Source organism: Dietzia sp. UBA5065 (assembly GCA_002415925.1).
Lineage (GTDB): Bacteria > Actinomycetota > Actinomycetes > Mycobacteriales > Mycobacteriaceae > Dietzia.
Genome location: DIAZ01000046.1, coordinates 4,960 through 25,962, shown reverse-complemented (window position 1 = coordinate 25,962; position 21,003 = coordinate 4,960). Strand labels below are relative to the sequence as shown.

Annotated in this window: 20 protein-coding genes; 13 read left to right on the top strand and 7 right to left on the bottom strand. The window is 72.9% G+C overall.

What is annotated here, in order from left to right:
- On the top strand, nt 1-1,653 hold a 1,653-nt coding region (locus B4M60_RS03475; protein WP_291080317.1), incomplete at its 5' end, for a phosphoribosylformylglycinamidine synthase subunit PurL.
- Between the two features lie 41 nt (nt 1,654-1,694).
- Nucleotides 1,695-2,363, top strand: a complete 669-nt coding sequence (locus B4M60_RS03470) for a YoaK family protein (protein WP_291080315.1) — start codon at nt 1,695-1,697, stop codon at nt 2,361-2,363.
- A gap of 9 nt (nt 2,364-2,372) precedes the next feature.
- Here B4M60_RS03470 and B4M60_RS03465 read toward each other — a convergent pair whose 3' ends face one another.
- Nucleotides 2,373-3,509 carry a hypothetical protein gene (locus B4M60_RS03465; protein WP_291080313.1) on the bottom strand — a complete coding sequence of 379 codons (1,137 nt, stop codon included), beginning with the start codon at nt 3,507-3,509 and terminating at the stop codon, nt 2,373-2,375.
- 60 nt (nt 3,510-3,569) lie between these two features.
- On the opposite strand from B4M60_RS03465, the gene B4M60_RS03460 reads away from it, so the two are divergent.
- From B4M60_RS03460 to purM, 4 genes are all read left to right on the top strand, one after another.
- Nucleotides 3,570-5,072, top strand: coding sequence for an LssY C-terminal domain-containing protein (locus B4M60_RS03460; RefSeq protein WP_291080311.1), 1,503 nt, complete (start codon nt 3,570-3,572; stop codon nt 5,070-5,072).
- Entirely contained in the window at nt 5,069-5,452 is a 384-nt protein-coding gene (locus B4M60_RS03455; RefSeq protein ID WP_291080309.1) for a sterol carrier family protein, read from the top strand. The genes B4M60_RS03460 and B4M60_RS03455 overlap by 4 nt, the downstream gene beginning before the upstream one ends.
- Before the next feature lie 140 nt (nt 5,453-5,592).
- Nucleotides 5,593-7,242, top strand: coding sequence for an amidophosphoribosyltransferase (gene purF, locus B4M60_RS03450; protein WP_291080307.1), 1,650 nt, complete (start codon nt 5,593-5,595; stop codon nt 7,240-7,242).
- A 39-nt stretch (nt 7,243-7,281) separates the two neighbouring features.
- Nucleotides 7,282-8,367: a phosphoribosylformylglycinamidine cyclo-ligase gene (gene purM, locus B4M60_RS03445; RefSeq protein ID WP_291080305.1), complete on the top strand. Its 1,086-nt coding sequence runs from the start codon at nt 7,282-7,284 to the stop codon at nt 8,365-8,367.
- Nucleotides 8,368-8,446: 79 nt separating this feature from the next.
- On the opposite strand, the gene B4M60_RS03440 is transcribed toward purM, so the two are convergent.
- Nucleotides 8,447-8,635: a DUF3073 domain-containing protein gene (locus tag B4M60_RS03440; RefSeq protein ID WP_291080303.1), complete on the bottom strand. Its 189-nt coding sequence runs from the start codon at nt 8,633-8,635 to the stop codon at nt 8,447-8,449.
- Between the two features lie 133 nt (nt 8,636-8,768).
- Nucleotides 8,769-9,932 carry a YgfZ/GcvT domain-containing protein gene (locus B4M60_RS03435; RefSeq protein WP_291080301.1) on the bottom strand — a complete coding sequence of 388 codons (1,164 nt, stop codon included), beginning with the start codon at nt 9,930-9,932 and terminating at the stop codon, nt 8,769-8,771.
- Nucleotides 9,933-9,970: 38 nt separating this feature from the next.
- Here B4M60_RS03435 and B4M60_RS03430 point away from each other — a divergent pair, with 38 nt between their 5' ends.
- From B4M60_RS03430 to cydC, 5 genes are all read left to right on the top strand, one after another.
- On the top strand, nt 9,971-10,879 hold the full coding sequence (locus tag B4M60_RS03430) for an aminodeoxychorismate lyase (RefSeq protein ID WP_291080299.1): 909 nt from the start codon (nt 9,971-9,973) through the stop codon (nt 10,877-10,879).
- 166 nt (nt 10,880-11,045) lie between these two features.
- Nucleotides 11,046-12,548 carry a cytochrome ubiquinol oxidase subunit I gene (locus B4M60_RS03425; protein WP_291080297.1) on the top strand — a complete coding sequence of 501 codons (1,503 nt, stop codon included), beginning with the start codon at nt 11,046-11,048 and terminating at the stop codon, nt 12,546-12,548.
- Nucleotides 12,549-12,562: 14 nt separating this feature from the next.
- Nucleotides 12,563-13,612: a cytochrome d ubiquinol oxidase subunit II gene (gene cydB, locus B4M60_RS03420; RefSeq protein ID WP_291080295.1), complete on the top strand. Its 1,050-nt coding sequence runs from the start codon at nt 12,563-12,565 to the stop codon at nt 13,610-13,612.
- Between the two features lie 7 nt (nt 13,613-13,619).
- On the top strand, nt 13,620-15,329 hold the full coding sequence (gene cydD, locus B4M60_RS03415) for a thiol reductant ABC exporter subunit CydD (protein WP_291080293.1): 1,710 nt from the start codon (nt 13,620-13,622) through the stop codon (nt 15,327-15,329).
- Nucleotides 15,326-17,008 carry a thiol reductant ABC exporter subunit CydC gene (cydC, locus tag B4M60_RS03410; protein ID WP_291080291.1) on the top strand — a complete coding sequence of 561 codons (1,683 nt, stop codon included), beginning with the start codon at nt 15,326-15,328 and terminating at the stop codon, nt 17,006-17,008. The genes cydD and cydC overlap by 4 nt, the downstream gene beginning before the upstream one ends.
- 8 nt (nt 17,009-17,016) lie before the next feature.
- Here the strand turns inward: cydC and B4M60_RS03405 are convergent, their stop codons facing one another.
- The 4 genes from B4M60_RS03405 to B4M60_RS03390 all read right to left on the bottom strand — a co-directional run bounded on the left by B4M60_RS03405 (nt 17,017) and on the right by B4M60_RS03390 (nt 19,956).
- Nucleotides 17,017-17,706, bottom strand: a complete 690-nt coding sequence (locus tag B4M60_RS03405; protein ID WP_291080289.1) for an FABP family protein — start codon at nt 17,704-17,706, stop codon at nt 17,017-17,019.
- Nucleotides 17,707-17,825: 119 nt separating this feature from the next.
- Nucleotides 17,826-18,326 carry a hypothetical protein gene (locus B4M60_RS03400; protein ID WP_291080287.1) on the bottom strand — a complete coding sequence of 167 codons (501 nt, stop codon included), beginning with the start codon at nt 18,324-18,326 and terminating at the stop codon, nt 17,826-17,828.
- A gap of 48 nt (nt 18,327-18,374) precedes the next feature.
- Nucleotides 18,375-19,205 (bottom strand): sulfurtransferase, encoded by an 831-nt coding sequence (locus tag B4M60_RS03395; RefSeq protein WP_291080285.1) that lies wholly within the window; start codon nt 19,203-19,205, stop codon nt 18,375-18,377.
- A gap of 10 nt (nt 19,206-19,215) precedes the next feature.
- Complete coding sequence (locus B4M60_RS03390; protein ID WP_291080283.1) at nt 19,216-19,956, bottom strand: DUF2993 domain-containing protein; 741 nt, start codon at nt 19,954-19,956, stop codon at nt 19,216-19,218.
- An 82-nt stretch (nt 19,957-20,038) separates the two neighbouring features.
- Between B4M60_RS03390 and B4M60_RS03385 the strand changes: the two genes are divergently transcribed.
- Together B4M60_RS03385 and B4M60_RS03380 are read left to right on the top strand one after the other, a co-directional pair.
- Nucleotides 20,039-20,728, top strand: coding sequence for a winged helix-turn-helix domain-containing protein (locus B4M60_RS03385; RefSeq protein ID WP_291080282.1), 690 nt, complete (start codon nt 20,039-20,041; stop codon nt 20,726-20,728).
- A partial coding sequence (locus tag B4M60_RS03380; protein WP_414646720.1) for a GNAT family N-acetyltransferase occupies nt 20,725-21,003 on the top strand: 279 nt, incomplete at its 3' end. The genes B4M60_RS03385 and B4M60_RS03380, both read left to right, overlap by 4 nt.

Here is a 21,003-nt window from a genome sequence, read left to right as displayed (position 1 = left end):
AACCGCATCATCCTCTTCGGCGCCCGCACCGGCCTCGACGGCATCGGTGGGGTCTCGGTGCTGGCCTCGGAGACGTTCGAGGAGGACGAGCACGGCGCTCCCGTCAAGCCCCGGAAACTCCCCAGCGTGCAGGTGGGCGATCCGTTCGCGGAGAAGGTGCTCATCGAGTGCTGCCTGGACCTCTACCGCGACAAGCTGGTCGTGGGTATCCAGGATCTGGGCGGGGCCGGTCTCGCGTGCGCGACGTCCGAGCTGGCCGCGGCCGGCGACGGCGGCATGCACATCGTCCTGGACAACGTGCCGCTGCGCGCCGAGGGCATGTCGGCCGCGGAGATCCTGTCGAGTGAGTCGCAGGAGCGCATGTGCGCGGTGGTGGCGCCGGAGAACGTCGACGCCTTCATGGAGGTGTGCCGCCGCTGGGATGTGCTGGCCACGGACATCGGCGAGGTCACCGACGGGGACCACCTCACGATCGAGTTCCGCGGCGAGACCGTGGTCGACGTCCCGCCGCGCACCGTCGCCCACGACGGCCCGGTCTACGAGCGCCCGCTCGAGCGCCCGGCCGACCAGGACGCGCTCCAGGCCGACACCGCGCGGGCGCTCGCCCGTCCCTCCACCGGCGACGAACTGCGCCGGACCCTGCTCGACATGGTCTCCAGCCCCGCGCTGTGCTCGCGCAAGTTCATCACCGAGCAGTACGACCGCTACGTCCGCGGCAACACGGTCCTCGCGGAGAACGCCGACGGCGGCGTCCTGCGGATCGACGAGGAGTCCGGCCGCGGCATCGCGCTGTCCACCGACGCCTCGGGCCGGTACACCCGGCTCGATCCGTACACGGGGGCCCGCCTCGCGCTGGCCGAGGCGTACCGCAACGTCGCCGTCACCGGCGCCACCCCGGTGGCCGTGACCAACTGCCTCAACTTCGGCTCGCCGGAGGACCCGGGCGTGATGTGGCAGTTCCGCGAGGCCGTCCACGGCCTGGCCGACGGCTGCGCCGAGCTCGGCATCCCCGTCACCGGCGGCAACGTCTCCTTCTACAACCAGACCGGCTCGACGCCGATCCTGCCGACCCCCGTCGTGGGCGTGCTCGGCGTGATCGACGACGTGGCCCGCCGCACCCCGACCGCGTTCGGGGACACCCCGGGGGAGAGCGTCTACCTCCTCGGGGAGACCCGGGAGGAGCTCGACGGGTCGATCTGGGCGCAGGTCGCCCACGGCCACCTCGGGGGCATGCCCCCCACGGTCGACCTGGCCTGGGAGGCCACGCTCGCCCGGATCCTCACGACGTGCTCGAAGGACGGGCTGATCACCGGGGCCCACGACCTGTCCGAGGGCGGGCTCGCGCAGGCGCTCGTCGAGTCGCTGCTGGCCGGCGAGTGCGGCCTCCGCGTGGTGCTGCCCGAGGACGCGGATCCGTTCGTGTGGCTGTTCTCCGAGTCATCGGGCCGGGTGATCGTCTCGGTGCCCCGCGGCGAGGAGATCCGGTTCCAGCAGATGCTCACGGCGCAGGCCATCCCCCACACCCGCGTCGGCGTGACCGACCCCGACTCGGGGACCTTCGAGGTCCAGGGCCGGTTCACCCTGACCACGGACGAGCTCCGCGCCGCGCACGAGGGCACGCTGCCCTCGCTGTTCGGTGTCGACCCGGTCTGAGCCGGGTCGGTCCGAGTCGGCGTCGGTAGACACGCGACCTGATGCGCGATCTCCGTAGGCGGGAACGGCTCCTCGCCGTGGTCCTGTCGGGCACCGCCGGGTTCGTCGACGCCGTCGGCTTCCTGGTGGTGGGCGGCTACTTCGTCTCGTTCATGAGCGGCAACTCCACGCGCATGGTGGTCGGGCTGGCGGAGGGCGACTACGGGGGCGCGGCCATCGCCGCCGTCGTCCTGGTCTCGTTCTTCCTGGGCGCGGTCGCCGGGGCGCTGGTCACCCGGCGCGGCAACCTCGACGACCGCCCGGCCGTCCTGGGCCTGGTCGCCTTCCTGCTGCTCGCGGGGCTCGCGCTGCACCAGCTCACCGCCGCCACGGTGGTCGGGGTGCCGGTGTCCATGACGGTGGTCGCGGCGTCGATGGGGGCCATGAACTCGGTCTTCCACACCGACGGCGAGGTCTCCCTGGGGGTGACCTACATGACCGGGGCGGTGGTCAAGTCCGCCCACCGCCTGGTGGACGCGCTGGCCGGCGGATCGTGGGCCCCGTATCGCCAGCAGGTCGCGCTGTGGGCCGCGCTCGCCCTGGGCGGTGTCCTGGGTGCGGTCCTCCAGGTGGGCCTCGGGGTGGCCGCGCTGGGGCTCGCGGCGGCCGTCGTGCTCGGCACACTGGTCACGACCGTCTGGCTGCGTCGCGGGGAGTACCGGACGTCCTGACGGCAGGGGTCAGCCTCGTCGTCGTGCCTCGAGGTAGGCCTCGCGCGCGGCGAGGCTCCGGACCACCTGGTCGATCATGGGTCGGACGAACCGCTCCCGGTGCGCGGCGTCCGACGACGCCGACGCGGCCAGGTTGAGGGCGGAGAACGCGGCGAGCGCCAGCGCCACGCGCAGGAGGGTGACGCTGACCGGGACGGTCGCCAGCAGCCCGTCCAGGTCCTCGGTGGGCCGGAGCGTCCAGCGGGTCTCGGTGGCCTCCGGGATGGCGATCCAGCCGAGGAACAGGAAGAACAGGAACACGAAGCCGGCGAACAGCACCACCTGGATCAGCGTGGCCACCACCGGGACCAGCACGATGTTGATCCGCTCGGAGACCCGCAGCTCGTGGTCCGGATACCGGCCCTCGAGCTCGGTGCGGAGGTCGTCCATGGTGGTGATCGCCACGAGCAGCACGGTGAGGGCGCCCATGATGCCCAACACCGCGACCGTGCGCGGCCAGGACAGCGCGACCATCACCTGCCAGATCTCGGCGTTGAAGAACAGGAACAGCACGGCCAGCATGAGGACCGGCAGCACCCGCGCCACCATGTGTCCCATGCCGCCCAGTTCACGCGCCACCCGCCCCGCGGCCCACCGCACCAGCGAGCCCGCGCCGAGGTAGGTGCCCACCAGGACCACCGTGAGGGCGAGGGTGGTGGTGAGGAGTGAGGGGCCGTCCCGGGAGCCGAAGGTGGCGGGCCCGACGACGAGGAGGGCGATCGCCGCGGCGAGGCCGATGAGGGCTCCGTACGCCCGGTGGACACGGGCCACGAGCCGCGCCACCAGCCAACCGCACAGCGGCGCGGCCGCGAACAGGCACAGGGCCACGACCAGTAGGAGCACGATCGGATCGCTCGCGGCGATGAGGTCCCATTCGGGGGAGTCCGGACCGACCCGCTCGAGCAGGGCCACCGCGTAGTCGTTCGACCGGTCGAGGAAGGAGAGCCCGGTCGCGGCCACGGCGAGCCCCGCGCTGACGCCCGCGGAGTGCCGGAGGACCCCGCGCAGCCGGGTGGAGGGGACGATCATCAGGGGCAGACCCAGGGAGCGCAGGTACGCCTCGTGGGCGCGGCGGCTGCTCGCCGGGGTCGGGTCGGGCGTGGGCACGGGGCCATTCTCGCAGCCAACGCCGCCCGGGCGGTCGGGACGGCCGACTATCGTCGACGCATGTCCACCAGTGCGCGAGCGGAGCCGGCCCCCGCGGCGGATCCGACCCTCCCGGCGTCGCCGCCCGTCTACGCCAGTCCCCCCGGCAAGGTGCGGGACGACGACGTCCGGCGACCCCTGCCCGGCCTCGTCGTGGACACCGTCTTCTTCGCGCTGGCCACCCTCGCCGCCGGGTGGCTGGGGTTCCGGCTGCTGGACGAGGTGTGGCGTCACTCCTGGTGGCACTCGTTCCTGCTGGTCCCGTTCTGGGCCCTGGTCGCCTACCTGGTCCTGCCGCGACTGCAGACGCTCCTCACGTCGATCTACGTGCCGGGGTACTTCATCGCCCGGACCCGGACCTCGGACGGGCTCCTGGGGGATCCGGTCAACCTCGCCGTCGACGGCACCGCGCGTCAGATCCACGAGGCCATGACCGCGTGTGGTTGGGTGCTCGCCGACGACATCACGGCCCGGTCCTCGTGGGGCATCATCACGTCCTCGGTGTTCCGGCGGTCGTACCCGTCCGCCCCGGTGAGCCCGCTGCGGTTGTTCGGCCGCCGGCAGTGCCTGGCCTACCAGCAGGAGGTGGAGGGCAACGCCGCGCAGCGGCACCACGTCCGCTTCTGGCGGTGCCCGGACGGCTGGCTCCTGCCCGGCGGCCACCGGGTGCAGTGGCTCGGCGCGGGCACGTACGACCGGTCCGTGGGGCTCTCGCTGTTCACCCTCCAGGTCACCCACAAGATCGACGCGGACATCGACGTCGAGCGCGACTACATCGTTGACTCGATCCGGTACCACGTCCCCGGCGCGGGGGTCCGGGTGCTGGAGAACTTCTCGACCGGTTACCACGCCCGCAACGGCGGCGGCGACGCGATCCGCACCGACGGCGACCTGCCCGTGGTGGACCTGCGAGCAATCCCCGTGTCGGAGGCGGCGGCGGCCGACCTGCCGTTCGGGGTGGTGCGGGCGGCGCGGGGCTATGACGACCCCCAGGCCGAGGGCGGGGTGGCCACGGGGGATGCGGACCGCCCGGCCGACGACGTCGCCCCCGAACCGGGCCACCTCCCGCGCCCGGCCGCCCTCGTGGCGGGGTGCGCCCTCGTCGCGGGCACCGTGCTCGTGCTGCTGGTCATGGCGCTGCGCGACATCGTCGGCTCCCGGAGCATGGAGGAGTTCGCCGGCCTCGACCGGTCCGAGGTGGTTCCGGTGATCCTGCTGCTGGCGGTGTTCATCGGCGCGACCTACGGGGTGATGGGCGTGCTGGCCCTGCTCACGTATCGCGGCTACGCCAAACCGCGCGTGTGGCTGCTGGCGTCGACGGTGGTGAGCATGGTCTCGACCGAGTCCGGCCGGGTCACCACGGACGCCGGGCTGGGGACCGTTCTCGGCGGGTACCTGGTCATGGCGGTCAACGTCCTCATCCTGCTGCTGTTCACGACCCCGGCCACCCGGACGTGGAGCCGCCGGACCGCCCAGGAGCGTCAGCGGGCGCGGCGGGCGCGGCGCCTCGAGGCGCGGGCGTGAGCCGCGTCCCCGACGCGGCGGAGGTCCGTGCGGCCGTCGCGGCGGTGACGTCCTGGCTCGACGACGACGAGGCGCCCACCCCCGGGCGGTCGGCACTGGCGGGGGCGGTCCGGGCGACCACCGGCGTCCTGTCGGCGGAACTGCCGGGTCGCGCGGTGGAGGTCCGCGTGCCCCCCTTCGCGGCCGTCCAGTGCATCGAGGGGCCACGACACACGCGGGGAACCCCTCCCAACGTCGTCGAGACCGACCCGCGGACCTGGCTGCGGCTCGCGACCGGGCGGATGAGCTGGGAGTCCGCGATCGCCGGCGGCAGGGTCCGGGCGTCGGGGACCCGCGCGGCGGAGGTGGCGTCGGGCCTGCCGGTCGTGCGGCCGGGGTGAGCCCCTCGGCGGCGCCCGCGTCGGTGCCCCGGCCCGGCAGGGGGAGTGGGCGGGGACACGGGAGTGGGGTGGCGAGGGCGGGGGAACGTACACTCGGGGAGCACCGCCGGGGTCCGTCCGGGCGGACCGCCGGAGAATCCATGAGGGAGCACCAGCAGGTGGAGAGCACGTCATCACGTCCGGCCACGTCCGGATCCCTCCGCCGCACCGGTGGCCGCGTCAACGTGGGGCTGGGCCTGCCGGACCCGTCCGAGCCCGGCCCTGCCGGCCTGCCGGTCGACGCCGAGCGGATCGGCCCGGTCGAGGAATGCGGCGTCTTCGGCGTCTGGGCCCCGGGCGAGGACGTCGCCAAGCTCACCTACTACGGGCTCTACGCGCTCCAGCACCGCGGGCAGGAGGCCGCCGGGATCTCCGTCGCGGACGGCGAGCAGGTCCTGGTCTACAAGGACCTCGGCCTGGTCAGTCAGGTCTTCGACGAGAAGACGCTGGAGTCGATGAGCGGCCACGTCGCGCTCGGCCACTGCCGCTACTCCACGACCGGCGCCGCCTCCTGGGACAACGCGCAGCCGATGTTCCGCCCGACCCCGGACGGCGGGTCGGTCGTGCTCGGCCACAACGGCAACCTGGTCAACACCAAGGAGCTCAAGCGCCTCGCCACCGATCTGGGGATCCGCGGGTACAGCGAGGACAGCACCCACTCGGACTCCGACATCGTCTCCACCCTCCTCGCCCACGAGGCCGGCGACGGGGGCCTCGAGGAGGCGGCCGCCCGGCTGCTGCCCCGCCTGCGCGGCGCCTACTGCCTGACCTTCTCCGACGAGCACACGCTGTACGCGGCTCGCGACCCGCACGGGGTGCGCCCCCTCGCGCTGGGGCGGCTCGAGCGTGGCTGGGTGGTCTCGTCCGAGACCTCGGCCCTGGACATCGTCGGCGCGTCGTTCGTCCGTGACATCGAGCCCGGCGAGCTCATCGCGATCGATGCCGATGGCGTCCGGTCCCGCAGGTTCGCCGAGGCGACCCCCAAGGCCTGCGTCTTCGAGTACGTGTACCTCGCGCGCCCCGACTCGGTGATCAACCAGCGGCTGGTCAACTCCGCCCGGGTGGAGATCGGCCGGCGGCTCGCCCGGGAGCACCCCGCCGACGGGGACCTGGTGATCCCGGTGCCGGAATCGGGCACCCCGGCGGCCGTCGGCTACGCCCAGGGCTCGGGCATCCCGTTCGCCCAGGGGCTGACCAAGAACGCCTACGTCGGCCGGACCTTCATCCAGCCCAGCCAGACCATCCGCCAGCTGGGTATCCGTCTCAAGCTCAACCCGCTCCGCGAGGTGATCCGGGGTCAGCGGCTCGTGGTGGTGGACGACTCGATCGTCCGGGGCAACACCCAGCGTGCCCTCATCAGGATGCTGCGCGAGGCGGGCGCCCTCGAGGTGCACGTCCGGATCGCGTCCCCGCCGGTGCGGTGGCCGTGCTTCTACGGCATCGACTTCGCCAGCCCCGCCGAGCTCATCGCCAACGGGGTGGACGCGACGGACGGGATGCTCGAGGGGGTGCGCAGGGCGATCGGGGCGGACAGCCTCGGGTACGTCTCGGTGGACGGGATGATCGAGGCGAGCGCGCAGCGTCGGGACGAGTTGTGCGTCGCGTGTTTCGACGGGCACTACCCCATCGCGCTGCCGGACGACTCGTCCATGAGCGCGGCCGTGCGGGCCCTGTCCGCCCAGGTCGACGGAGAGACCGCCGACCGGACCACGGTGACGAACCAGAACGTGGACGCCGTCCGCCGACCCTGACCTGGCGCCCGGCCACGGGCACCGATGAGGAGAACCAAGATGACCGACAACTCACACCTCGGCCCCGGCGCCTCGTACGCCGCCGCCGGCGTCGACATCGACGCGGGCGAGCGCGCCGTGGAGCTGTTCGCGCCGCACGCCAAGCGCGCGACCCGGCCGGAGGTGATGGGCGGTCTCGGAGGGTTCGCCGGGCTCTTCTCCCTGAAGAACACCTACCGTCAACCCCTCCTCGCCTCGTCCACGGACGGCGTCGGCACCAAGATCGCCGTCGCGCAGGCGATGGACGTCCACAACACCGTCGGCATCGACCTCGTGGCGATGGTGGTCGACGACCTGGTGGTGTGCGGAGCCGAGCCGCTGTTCCTCCAGGACTACATCGCGATCGGCAAGGTCGTCCCCGAGCACGTGGCGGGCATCGTCGAGGGCATCGCCGAGGGTTGCGTCCGCGCGGGCTGCGCGCTGCTGGGCGGGGAGACCGCCGAGCACCCCGGCCTCATGGCGCCGGGGGAGTACGACATCTCGGCCACCGGCGTGGGCATCGTCGAGGCCGACGAGGTCCTCCAGGCGGACAACGTCCGCCCCGGTGACGTGATCGTCGGCATGGCCTCCTCGGGCCTGCACTCGAACGGCTACTCGCTGGCCCGCCACGTGCTGCTCGAGCTGGCCCGCCTCCCGCTCGAGGGCCACGTCGAGGAGTTCGGCCGGACCCTCGGCGAGGAGCTGCTCGAGCCCACCCGAATCTATGCCCTCGACTGCCTCAGCCTGATCGCCGAGACCGACGTCCGCGTGTTCAGCCACGTCACCGGTGGCGGGCTGGCGGAGAACCTCGCGCGGGTCATGCCCCGGGGCCTGGTCGCCCGGCTGGACCGCGGCCGGTGGCCCGTGCCCGCCGTCTTCGGCACGATCGCCCACCACGGCCGCGTCGAGCAGGCCGAGATGGAGCGCACGTTCAACATGGGCGTCGGCATGATCGCGGTCCTCCCCGCCGAGGACGTGGACCGCGCGCAGGCCGTCCTCACGGCCCGGCACGTGGACAACTGGGTGATCGGGCACGTGGAGAAGGCCGGCGAGGAGCCCGCCGACGCCCCGCGCGTCGTCCTGGAGGGATCGCACGCCCGGTTCTGAGAGACACCCGATACGCACGTGGGCCGGGCATCCACCGAGGATGCCCGGCCCACGTGCATGGTGCGGCGGGGAGTGCGGGTCAGTACCTGCTGTCGCCCTCGGACCACGGCCCGTAGGGGTCGTCGTCCTCCTCGGCGGTGAGCCGCGTGGTGGGCGCCCCACCGCCCGACAACTCCGCCTGGAGACGTTCTAGGTCCGTCTGCGGAGCGTTGTACTTGAGTTCGCGAGCGACCTTGGTCTGCTTCGCCTTCGCGCGGCCTCGGCCCATTGACCTGACCCCCTCGGAAACGGTGCTGGGCCACCTCGGGGGTGCCCATCAAATGTGAGTATCTGCCTGAGCACAGGATAGCGTGCCCGGCGCGGAATGTCCGCCCGGGTGCCGTGGGTACCGTCTCCGCAGGTCAGGTCTGGCCGCGGAGCCTGCGGATCGCCTCGCGTCCGGCCTGGGGCCCGGAGTCGTCCGGGACGGTGTCGGGATCGACGGCGACGGTGATCCCGTCGACCTCCAGGGGAGCGCCCGAGGCGGCCGCCCGCTTGAGCAGGGCGAGCGCGACGGGACCGTCCTCGTGATGCTGGGCCACCGTGCCCACGCGGCCCACCGTGCGGCCGCCGGACCGGACCTCGGCCCCCGCGGAGGGCAACTCGTCCCCGGCGGATCCGTCCAGGTGGAGCCGGACCAGCACCCGTGGCGACTTGCCGAGGTTGTGCACCCGGGAGACCGTCTCCTGGCCCCGGTAGCAGCCCTTGTCCAGGTGCACCGCCCCTCGCCGGGCCACGTCACCGATCCAGGCCGGAACCTCGTGCGGAATGGTCTTGGCGTCGGTGTCCACGCCCAGGCGGGCGCGGAGCGGGGTGGTCCCGGCCACGCGGAGGGCCTCGAACGCCCACGACCCCGCGGGCCTGGCCCCCGCGGCCACCGCCGCGGCGAACCACGCCGTCAACCCCGGGCGGGGGACCACCAGGTCCACCGAGCCCGCCAGCGGCCACGGCATCCGGCGGGCGATGCCGCCCCCGGGCAGCGCCGCGCTCGAGTAGTCGCCCACGGGGAGCACCACGGTGGTCCCGTCGGGGGCGGTGAGGGAGTCGGGGAGCCCGGAGCCGACGAGCGTGACCACGGCGAGGTCGGCCGTCTCCGGGGCGGCGTCGGCCCAGAAGACCATCCTCGTCAGGAACTGCAGGAGCTCCGGTCCGCGGCCGGGCTCGGTGTCCATGACGAGGGTGCCGTCCACGTCGGAGAGCACGATGTGGTGTTCCACGCGACCGTTGGCGTCGAGGATGAGGGTCTCCCCGCCGCTGCCGTCGGCCAGTTCGGACACGTGCTGGGAGACGAAGCCCTCGAGCCAGGTGAGGCGGTCGCCGCCGCGGATGGTCAGGACGTCGCGGTGGGACCGGTCGACCACGATCACGGACGAGGTGGCCGCGCGCTGCTCACCGAGGGGGTCGCCGTAGTGGAAGGGGACCCCGGCATCGATCGCGGAGTCGGCGGCGTCCACGGCGCCGGGGCGGGTCAGGATCGGACTGGTGTAACCGTTGTCGGTCCTGTCGGGCACGGCTGGGACGTTCACGATCGCGATACTACGTGCGTCGTCGTATGTTGGGGGTCATGGGCAGCGCGGTGGGTGCAGGAGCGGACCGATCCGAGGGGGACCGGGTGGTGGTCCTCGTGGCCGGCGGTCCGGACGGCCCACGCCCGCGCGTGCACCCGTCCGACCAACCCCTGCTGCTCGCCGACGACCTCGCGGCCGTCCGCGGTGACGGGTGTTTCGAGACCCTCCTCGTGGTGGACGGTCGCCCGGCCAAGCCCGAGCGGCACCTCGCCCGCCTGGCCAGGTCGGCGTCGGCGCTCGGGCTCACCGGGCCGACCGCCGAGGAGTGGCGGTCCGCCATCGCGCTCGCCGCACGGGAATGGGGTCGCGGGTCGGAGGCGATGCTGCGGTTGGTCCTGTCCCGGGGTCCGGAGCGCGGCGGCCGGGAGACCGCCTACATCACGGTCGCCCCCGTCGGTCCGCACGCCGTGCGCGCCAGGGCGGAGGGGATCGACGTCACCGCTCTCGGCAGGGGGTTCCCGGCGGACTTCGCGGCCTCGGCGCCGTGGATGCTGCTCGGTTCCAAGACCCTGTCGTACGCGGCCAACATGGCGGCACTGCGCCACGCCGCCGCGCACGGTTTCCACGACGTGGTCTACCTGTCCTCGGAGGGGGAGGTGCTCGAGGGGCCGCGGTCCACCGTCGTCATCGCCCGCGCCGGCGAGTTGGTGAGCCCGCCCGTCGAGGTCGGGATCCTCGAGGGCACCACCCTCGGCGCGCTCGCCGAGGTCGCGGCGAGGGAGGGGGTCCTCGTCCGCCGGGAGCGGCTGCTGATGACGGACCTCATCGCGGCCGACGCCGTGTGGCTGCTCTCCTCGGTCACCCTCGCCGCGCGGGTCCGTCGGATCGACGGCGTCACGCTGGCGGGGGGCGACCCCGGGATCGACGTCGCGGGGATGGTCGACCGCGCGGTCGGTCGCTCCTGACGGGCCTCGGCGCACTGGGGATCTCGGTAGATTCCGCTCATCTCTGCTGGTAGCGGTGGCCCGCGACACACCGCGCCACGTTGAGCGCCGATACCCCTAGGAGTACCGTCCTGCGTGTGGCCGCCCGACAGGACCGTGGTGGCATTCGTGGCAGGAGCGCGGGTTCATGGACGTCCTCGACATCTCCCGATGGCAGTTCGGGATCACCACCGTCTATCACTTCATCTTCGTCCCCCTGACGATCGGCCTGGCGCCGATGGTGGCGATCATGCAGACCGTGTGGGTCGCCACCGGGAAGACCGGGTGGTACCGGGCCACCAAGTTCTTCGGCAAACTCTTCCTCATCAACTTCGCCCTCGGTGTGGTCACCGGCATCGTGCAGGAGTTCCAGTTCGGGATGAACTGGTCGGAGTACTCCCGGTTCGTCGGTGACGTCTTCGGCGCGCCGCTCGCGCTCGAGGGACTGGCGGCCTTCTTCCTCGAGTCGACCTTCCTCGGCCTCTGGATCTTCGGGTGGGGACGGTTGCCCCGGGCGGTCCACCTCGCGTGCATCTGGATGGCCGCGATAGGGGTCAACCTGTCGGCGTACTTCATCATCGCCGCCAACTCCTTCATGCAGCACCCGGTCGGGGCGGTCTACAACCCGGAGACCGGGCGCGCCGAGCTCACCAGCATCTGGGCGCTGCTGACCAACTCGACGGCCCTCGCCGCGGTGCCCCACACCATCGCGGGCGCCTTCCTCACCGCCGGGACCTTCGTCGCCGGCATCGGCATGTGGTGGATGGTCCGGGCCTCCCGGCAGCGGGTCGACCTCCTCGCCGACGGCCAGGACGACGCCGCGGCGGAGAAGGAGACGCAGGCCCGCGACCTCTTCCGGCCGGTCACCCGACTCGCCCTGTGGGTGATGATCGTCTCCGGCGCCGCTCTCATCGTCACCGGTGACATCCAGGGCAAGCTCATGTTCGAGCAGCAGCCCATGAAGATGGCGGCCGCCGAATCGCTGTGCCGCACGGAGACGGATCCCAAGTTCTCCGTCCTCACGGTGGGGACGCACAACAACTGCGACTCGGTCATCCACCTCATCGAGGTCCCCTACGTCCTGCCGTACCTGGCGGAGGGGCGGTTCTCGGGTGTCGAACTCCAGGGCGTCCAGGACCTCCAGTCCCGCTACCAGGAGCAGTTCGGTCCCGGCAACTACGCGCCCAACCTCTTCGTCACCTACTGGAGCTTCCGGGCCATGATCGGGCTCGGGGTCGGTTCCGCCCTGCTCGCGGTGGTCGGGCTGTGGGTCACCCGCCGGAGGGCGCCGATCCCCGACAAGCCCTGGATCGGTGTTCTCGGCCTGGCGGCCATCCCGTTCCCGTTCCTCGCCAACTCCGCGGGCTGGGTGTTCACCGAGATGGGACGTCAGCCGTGGGTCGTCCACCCCAACCCGACCGGTGACCCGGTGATCAGCCTGCTCGTGAGCCAGGGGGTGTCCGACCACCCCGCGTGGCTCGTGATGACCTCGCTCATCGGGTTCACGGTCGTCTACGGCGGCTTGGCGGTCGTGTGGTTCGTCCTCATGCGCCGGTACACGGTCGAGGGGCCGCTCGAGCACGATGCGGAGCCGCACCTCGGTCCGCCCGGTGACGACGACGCCGACCGACCGCTGTCCTTCGCGTACTGACCGGGAGAGAGATCATGGGACTTCAGGAACTCTGGTTCATCCTCATCGCCGTGCTCTTCCTCGGCTACTTCGTCCTCGAGGGGTTCGACTTCGGCGTGGGGATCCTCATGCCCGTCCTGGGGCGCGGCCCCGACACCCCGGAGCGGGACACCCGCCGCCGGGCCGTGCTCAACACGATCGGCCCGGTGTGGGACGGCAACGAGGTGTGGCTGCTGGTGGCCGGTGGCGCGATGTTCGCCGCCTTCCCGGAGTGGTACGCCACCCTCTTCTCCGGCTTCTACCTCCCGCTGTTCCTCATCCTGATCGCCCTGATCTTCCGGGCCGTCGCGATCGAGTTCCGCGGCAAGATCGACGACGTCGCGTGGCGGCGCCGGTGGGACGTCGCGATCGTCGCCGGCTCGGTGGTGCCGTCGTTCCTCTGGGGCGTGGCGTTCGCCAACATCGTCCGGGGCGTGGCGATCGATGCGGACAAGCAGGTCACCAGCACCCTGTTCGACCTCCTCAACCCCTACGCCCTCCTCGGGGGGCTGCTCACCCTCACCGTGTTCACGCTCCACGGTGCGGTGTTCCTCGCGCTCAAGACCTCCGGCGGACTCCGCACCGAGGCGGTCCGGATCGCGCGGATCCTGGCGCCGGTCGGACTCGGGGTCGGCGGCGTCTTCGCGCTGTGGACGCAACTGGCGCACGGGCGACCGTGGACGTGGGGCGCGGTCGCGGTGGCCGCCGCGGCCCTGATCGGCGTCGTCTCAGCGGTCTACGCGGATCGGGAGGGCTGGGCCTTCGCCGGGACCACCGTGGCCATCACCGCGGTCGTCGTGCTCCTGTTCGGATCGCTGTTCCCGGACGTCATGCCCACGACCCTGGCCGACGGCGTCGGCCTCACCATCGAGAACGCGTCGAGCTCGCACTACACCCTGGTCGTGATGACCTGGGCGGCGGCCTTCCTCACCCCGGTGGTCGTGCTCTATCAGGGCTGGACCTACTGGGTGTTCCGCGCGCGGATCTCGGTCGACCAGATCCCGCCGTCGATCGGTCTCCTCCCCGCGCGGCCGGGGAGGAGCTGACCCGGAGGTGGCAACCCCCCTCGACCCGCGCCTCGTCCGCGAGTCCCGACCGGTGCGTCGTCACCTCGCGGTCTCGGTCGCGCTCGCGGTGGTGACGGCGGCGGCGACCGCCGCGTTCGCGGTCCTGCTCGCCCGGGTGCTCGCCGGGGTCATCACCGACCCCTCGTCGAGACCCCTCGGCTCGTGGTCCCGGGAGCTGGCGTTCCTGGCGGTGGCGGCGGCGACCCGGGTGGCCGCGACGTGGGCGCAGCAGCGTCTCGCGCGGGCGGCCGCCGGTGACATCGTCGACGACCTCCGCGGGCGGGTCGCCCGCGCGGTGTCGGGGTGGGATCCGATCGACCGGCGGCGCCGGTCCGCCGAACTCCACACCGTCCTCACCACCGGCCTCGCCGGACTGGTGCCCTACCTCGCCGGCTACGTCCCCGCCCTGGCGACCGCGGTCGTCGTCACCCCCGCCCTGCTCGTGGTGGTGGCGTTCGTCGACCCGCTCTCCGCGGTCGTCATCGCCGTGACCCTCCCGCTCATCCCCGTCTTCATGATCCTCGTGGGGACTCTCACCCGGTCCCGCACGGAGCGCGAGTTGCAGACCATGTCGCGACTGTCCGCCCGGGTGCTCGACCTCATCGCGGGACTGCCCACGCTCGTCGCCCTGGGGCGGGAGCGCGGGCCGGAAGCCCAGGTCGCCGCGGCCGCCCGGGCGCACCGGCGGGCCACCATGGGGGCGCTGCGGATCGCCTTTCTGTCCTCGATGGTCCTCGAACTCCTCGCGACCCTGTGCGTCGCGCTGGTGGCGGTGGGGATCGGGCTGCGCCTGGTGGTGGGGGACATGGAGCTCGCCGCCGGTATCGCCGCCCTGGTGCTGGCGCCGGAGGTGTACCAGCCGCTCCGCACCGTCGGCGCCCGGTTCCACGAGTCCTCGGACGGTGCCCTCGCCGCGGACCGGGCGTTCGAGGTGCTCCACGATGGCGACGACGGCCCCGGCGGGGGCTCCGGCCACGGCGAGGCCGCCGGTACCGCGGGCCTCCACCCCGACGGTCCGGCCCGGATCCAGATCGAGGGGCTGGGGGTGCGGGGGCGCGACGGGCCGCGGCCCGACGGGCTCGACCTGGTGGCGGAACCGGGTCGGCTGACCGTCCTCACGGGCCCGAACGGGTCGGGCAAGTCCACCGCGGTCCTGGCCCTGCTGGGGCTGCTGGCGCCGGCGCGGCTCGAGGCGGGCCGGATCCGCATCGGCGGGATCGACATCGGTGAACTGGATCGCGGCCACTGGTGGTCGCGGGTCGCGTGGCAGCCGCAGCGTCCGACCCTCGTGTCCGGCACGCTGCGCCAGAACGTCGAGCTGTTCGGCGTCGATCCGGGGCGGCTCGACGCCGCGGCACGGCAGACCGGATTCGACGCGGTGCTCGCCGGTCGGGAGGCGGGGTGGGACAGCCCCGTGGGGCACGGGGGTCGGGGGCTCTCGACCGGGGAGGCTCACCGGTTGGCGCTCACCAGGCTGTTCGCGTCGGATGCCGACGTGCTGGTGTCCGACGAACCCACCGCGCACCTGGACGAGGAGACGGCCGGCCGCGTCGTCGACGCCCTGCGCGATCGGGCGCGGTCGGGCGACACCGTCCTGGTCGTCACCCACTCCCCGCTGGTCCTCGCCGCCGCGGACGTGGTGGTGGGACTCACCGCGGCGGGCACTCCCGGTGCGCGGGCCGGGGTGGACACGTGAGCGACCTGCGCTACGTCCTCGACCTGCTCGAGTTGGACCGTCTCCGGGTGCTGCGCGCGGTGTCGCTCGCCGTCCTCACCCTCGCGGTGGCGGCCTCGCTCGCCGCGATCTCCGCGTGGCTCATCACCCGCGCCTGGCAACAGCCCCCGGTGCTGGACCTCACGGTCGCGGTGGTGGCGGTCCGCGCGCTCGGAATCGGCCGGGGCGTCTCCAGGTACCTCGACCGACTCGCCTCCCACGACCTCGCCCTGCGGGGTGCCGCCCGTGCGCGGGAGCGGCTCTACCGTCGGTTGGCGGAGGGGCCGGCCACCCCGGCCCTGCGCACGGGGGACGTGCTCCTCCGCTCCGGCCGTGACCTCGATCTGGTCGCGGACACGGTGGTCCGCGTCCTCATCCCGGCCGCGGTGGCCGCCGTCCTGTCGGTCGGTTCGGTCGCCGCACTCGCGTTCCTGTCGCCCGCGGTGGCGGTGGTCATGGCGGTCTGCGTCGTCCTCGTCGGCGTGGTGGCGCCCGTCCTGGCCGTGCGCGCCGCGACGGGTGCCGAGCGGTCGGTCGCCGCCGCCACCTCCGACCAGGCCGCCACCGCGGTGCTCGTGGTGGACCACGCGGCGGAACTCGCGGTGGGTGGACGCCTGGGGACGGCGGTCCGGGCGATCACGGACGCCGGTGCACGCCGCCGGGAGGCGGAACGGCGTTCGGACGCCGCCTCCGCCCGGGCGGTGGCCGCTGTGCCCGCGGGGATGCTCGTCACGGCGCTGGCGGCCCTGGTGGTGGGCGTCCTCGACTACGGCGGTGGTGCGGCCCACGGGCCCACCTGGATCGGGGTCCTGGTCCTGTTCCCGCTCGCGGCGTTCGAGGCTCTCTCCGCGCTTCCCGCGGCGGCCGAGCACCTCGCGCGGGCGATCCCCGCGGCCGAACGCATCCGGGGGATGGTCGACGAGCCGCCCGGGGGCGGCGGGATCCCGACGGCCGGGGGGAGCGACACGGAGGAGACGGAGAGTGCCGACTCCCCCACGGACGGCGGCGACGACCTCCTCCGGGCGACGGATCTGATCTGGGGGCACGGCGGGCGTCGACTGTCGCCGGTGCCGTTGGACCTGGTCCTGCGCCCCGGCGACAGGGTGGTGGTCCGCGGCCCGTCGGGGTCGGGCAAGAGCACGCTGGCGAGGGTGCTGGCGGGGCTGGAGGCACCGCTGGACGGGCGCGTGCTGGCGGAGGGCGAGGACCTCGCCCTCCTCGACCGGCCCACCTGCCGCCGGAGGGTGGTCTACCTGGCCGAGGACGCCCGGGTGTTCTCCACGACCGTCCGGGACGATCTGCTCGTGGCGCGGGGCGATGCGACCGACCCGGACCTCCTGCTCGCGCTCGACGAGGTCGGTCTGGGCGGATGGGTCGCCAGCCTGCCGGACGGTCTGGACACCGTGCTCGAGGGTGGTGACGACGCGGTCTCCGGCGGTCAGCGGCGACGGATCCTGCTGGCCCGGGCACTGTTGGTCTCCGCGCCGGTCGTCATCCTCGACGAGCCGACCGAGCATCTCGCGGCCGGGGACGCGGGCGCGCTCCTGCGTCGGATCTGCGACAGCGGGCCGAACGGCCTGTTCGGGCCGGAGAGGGCGGTCGTCGTGGTCACCCACGACCGTGCGACCAGGGTGACCGCGACCCGGGAGATCGAACTCTAGGGCCCGACTCAGCCCGCGAGGCGGCGCAGGCGCGCGGACATGTGCGGGACCAGGCCCTTCTCCGGGTGGACGCGCTCCTCCACCCAGCCGAGGTCGCCACCCTCGACGATCCCGTAGATGCGCTTCGCGCCGCCCCGGGCGGGTCCGGTGGGAGAGGACATCACGACGTCCGTGGTCATCTCCCAGGCGGACTGCGAGATCGGCGCGCCGTAGTACATCTCCACGACCCCGGAGGCGTGGGCCACGAGGAACTCGAGCTGGTCGTCCTCGGAGATCCGCCAGAAGCCGGACTCGCGGTAAGCGGCGTCGTCGACGGCACCACCGGAGTCGAACGTCCAGGCGCGGGAGCTCCAGCTCAGGTAGTTCTCGCCGTCGTGCGACACGACGATCTGCTGCCCGAAGCGGTGCTCGCCGCGGTCCTCGGTGTCCGCCTCCCCCTCGCCCTCCCAGACGCCCACGAGGGGGAGCAGGGCGAGCAGTCCCGGGTGCAGGTCCGGCCCGAACCGGAGGTTCGCCGTGTCCCCGGGGACCGGGAGCTCGGAGAACGCCGGGATGTTCCGCTGGGAGGTCTGCGCGGATCGCTCGGCTGCGGCCTCCACGGCGGCGTTCCCGGACCCGCGCACCACGGAGTGGCCGTCTCCCCCCTCGGGGGTGGACGGCGAAGGGTCGCCCGTGCCGGTGGGGTCGCTACCGGTCACGACTCGTCGGTGACCGTGCGGTACACGATGTAGCAGGTGGCCCAGAGGATGGCCAGCGTGCAGAGGACGAGGAGGATCTCGAAGAAGAGCACCATTCCCCAATCCTAACCCCGAGGGCCTCAGCCCAGGGAGATGCGGGCCTCGATCGAGTGGATCAGGCAGTCCTCGGCGGGGACGACGAAGTCCTCGCTCACCCGTGCCTTGAGGCCGACCACGGTGACGAGGGTGAAGTCCGCGTGGACGACGCCCTCGCGTCCGTCGGGGTCGACGGTGAGGACGATGTCGCGGACCTCGCGGATGGTCGAGTACTGCAGGTGGAGGTGGAGGTCCCACTTGAGGTGGTCGCCACTGAACCCCGTCTTGAGGCCGTTCTCGTGGCGCACGCAGTCCGGCGCGAACGGCACGCGGAACGCGGCCGCGGGAAGCGTGATGGCCGTGAGGTACATCCGGACGGCGGCCTCACGCTCCTCGGGGGAGTAGGGGCCGGGGTGGTCCGGGATCTGGGGGGTCGCACCGCGCCGCTGGTCGATGCCCACCATCACGGCGGAGGCCACGGAGGTACCGATTACGACGACGGAGGCCCGCCCGGCGAAGCCGAGCGCACGCGAGAGGAATGACATGGTTCCGAGATTAGCGAGTCGGTCCCGACCGGGGGGCGGGCACACGGTTCATCTCTCGACGGGGACCCCGATCAGCGAGCCGTACTCCACCCAGCTGCCGTCGTAGTTGACCACGTTCGGCCGGTCGAGCAGTTCGTGGAGGACGAACCACGTGTGGCTCGACCGCTCCCCGATCCGGCAGTAGGTCACCACCCGCCGGTCCGGTTCGGTGAGGAACTCCCCGTAGATCGTCCGGAGCTCGGCGTCGGTGCGGAAAGTTCCGTCGCGGGTCACGGCGCGGTTCCAGGGGATGGAGACCGCGCCCGGGATGTGTCCGCGTTGGCGTCCGCCCTCCTGCGGGAGTCCGGGCGGTGCCGCGAGCCGCCCGGTGAACTCGTCGACCGACCGGACGTCCACCAGCGCGTCGCGTCCGAGGCCCGCCAGGACGTCGTCGCGGAACGCGCGGATGGACAGGTCCTGCGGGTCGGCGGCGTAGTCGGTCACGGGCCGGGCGGGGAGGTCGGTCTCGAGCGGCAGCCCGTCGCGCTCCCACCGCATCCGTCCGCCGTCGAGCAGGCGGACGTCGGCGTGCCCGTACAGCCGCAGGTACCAGTACGCGTAGGCGGCAAACCAGTTGTGGTTCCCGCCGTACACCACCACCGTGTGGTCCCGGGTGATGCCCCGCTCGGCCATGAGGTCGCCGAACCTCTCGCGGCCGACGAGGTCACGCGTGTACTCCTGCTGGAGTTCGGTCCGCCAGTCCAGGGCGACGGCGCCCGGGATGTGCCCGGCGGTGTGGTATTCCGTGGCGTCCTCGTCGACCTCGAGGAAGACCACCGAGTCGTCGGCCAGGCGCGATTCGGCCCAGCGGGTGCTGACCAGAACGTCGTCGCGACTCATGCCGGCGAGTCTAGTGGTCCGGCCGGACCAGGGTCCCGAGCGGCGCGGTCCCCGGACCCCCGGTTCCGCTCGCGGTGAGGGTGCCGCCGCGCACCGTGAGCGACTCGACCGTCAGTCCCAGGGGGAGGACATCCGGGGCCAGGGTCAGCGCGGTGCGTCGCATCGCCAGCTCGCCGTCCTGGTCGGGGATGCCCCCGGGGCCCGTGGCCGGTGCCGTGGGCACGAGGTGGGCGCCACGCTCGTCGACGACGAGGTCGACGAACGCCGAGACCCGGGTGTCCGTCCCCCGGAGGGTCCCGGTGACCCTGGCCCGGTGTTCCGTCCCGCCGGCCAGGCTCGGATCATCGGCGGCGCCGATGAGGACGTCCCGCATCCCCAGCGCGGGGCCGAGCGAGTCGCCGGTCATCCGGACGGAGACCGTGACCGACCGGGCGGTCAGGTCCTCGTCGCCGCTCTCGGGCACGTGCAGGTCGGTCACCTCGGCCTCGACGGCCACCGGCCCGAGCCCGGGGCGGTCCACGTCCTCCGCGCGGATCGAGACCGAGGACAGGGTGCCGGGGGCGGCCCAGCGGGTGGTGGGACCGCCGTGGATCAGCACCGACGGGGCCGGCGAACCCTCCACCGCCGGGCGGATCCGGGTGGACAGGTCCGACTCGACCCTCGAGGTGGAGATCGAGTCCACGGTGAACGCGCCGACCGCGACGACCGCCGGGGCGACGATCGCCGCGACGACGCGACTGCGGGTGCTCATGGGGTTCAGGTCTACTCCAATCACGGGATCGTGGGTGTGGGTCGCTAGTATCGTCTGCGCGCCCGAGCGAGGAGGAAGCAAGATGGACGTAGTGCTCCTCACCACGGAAGCAGACCCCGAGGCGGTCGTCCCCGCGCTGTCCCTGCTGCCGCATTCCGTCCGGCCGCTCCCGGCTCTGGCGTCCTCCGTGTCGGACCTGGCCGGCGCCGCCCTCGCCCTGGTCGACGCCCGGACCGACCTCGCCGCGTCGAGGGCACTGTGCCGGCTCATCTCGGCCAGTGCCGACCTCGCCGTCGTCGCGGTCGTCTCGGAGGGCGGGTTGATCGCCGTGAGCGGCGATTGGGGACTCGACGACATCCTGCTGCCCACGACGGGCCCGGCGGAGGTGGACGCGCGCTTCCGGCTGGCCGCGACCCGGCACTCGGCCCAGGGCGAGTCGGACGGCGGCCTGCTCACCGTCGGCGAGCTCGTGATCGACGAGGAGACCTACGTCGCCCGGGTCAAGGGTCGTCCGCTGGACCTGACGTACAAGGAGTTCGAGCTCCTCAAACACCTGTGTCAGCACCCCGGGCGGGTGTTCTCCCGCGCCCAGCTCCTCCAGGAGGTGTGGGGCTACGACTTCTTCGGCGGCACGCGCACGGTCGACGTCCACGTCCGACGGCTGCGCGCGAAGCTGGGACCGGACCACGAGTCCCTGATCGGCACGGTCCGTAACGTCGGGTACAAGGCGGTCCGGCCCACCGACCGCAGGGAGGACGGAGGGGACGCATGACCGTCACCGAGCACGCGGTGGACGAGGAGACGGCCACCCTGATCGAGGCGGTCGCGATTGCCGCGGAACGCGCCGACGGGGTCGCCCCGCTCGGCGAGCAACCCCTCCGTGCGCTGCGCAGTCCTGCCGCGGACGACGTGCGGCACCTCCTGGTCCGCGACGGCGGTGACGGCGGAGACACCCGGATCGTCGGGTACGCCCAGCTCGCGGGCAGGGGCGGGGAGGCGACGGCCGAGCTGGTGGTCGACCCCGGACACCGCCGTCGCGGGGTGGGA

Coding starts and splice junctions, on each gene's coding strand:
- purM (WP_291080305.1), top strand. CDS start 7,282: ATGACCGACAACTCACACCTCGGCCCCGGCGCCTCGTACGCCGCCGCC.
- B4M60_RS03470 (WP_291080315.1), top strand. CDS start 1,695: ATGCGCGATCTCCGTAGGCGGGAACGGCTCCTCGCCGTGGTCCTGTCG.
- B4M60_RS03430 (WP_291080299.1), top strand. CDS start 9,971: ATGGGCAGCGCGGTGGGTGCAGGAGCGGACCGATCCGAGGGGGACCGG.
- B4M60_RS03385 (WP_291080282.1), top strand. CDS start 20,039: ATGGACGTAGTGCTCCTCACCACGGAAGCAGACCCCGAGGCGGTCGTC.
- B4M60_RS03460 (WP_291080311.1), top strand. CDS start 3,570: ATGTCCACCAGTGCGCGAGCGGAGCCGGCCCCCGCGGCGGATCCGACC.
- B4M60_RS03425 (WP_291080297.1), top strand. CDS start 11,046: ATGGACGTCCTCGACATCTCCCGATGGCAGTTCGGGATCACCACCGTC.
- B4M60_RS03400 (WP_291080287.1), bottom strand. CDS start 18,326: ATGTCATTCCTCTCGCGTGCGCTCGGCTTCGCCGGGCGGGCCTCCGTC.
- purF (WP_291080307.1), top strand. CDS start 5,593: ATGAGGGAGCACCAGCAGGTGGAGAGCACGTCATCACGTCCGGCCACG.
- cydB (WP_291080295.1), top strand. CDS start 12,563: ATGGGACTTCAGGAACTCTGGTTCATCCTCATCGCCGTGCTCTTCCTC.
- B4M60_RS03440 (WP_291080303.1), bottom strand. CDS start 8,635: ATGGGCCGAGGCCGCGCGAAGGCGAAGCAGACCAAGGTCGCTCGCGAA.
- B4M60_RS03395 (WP_291080285.1), bottom strand. CDS start 19,205: ATGAGTCGCGACGACGTTCTGGTCAGCACCCGCTGGGCCGAATCGCGC.
- B4M60_RS03390 (WP_291080283.1), bottom strand. CDS start 19,956: ATGAGCACCCGCAGTCGCGTCGTCGCGGCGATCGTCGCCCCGGCGGTC.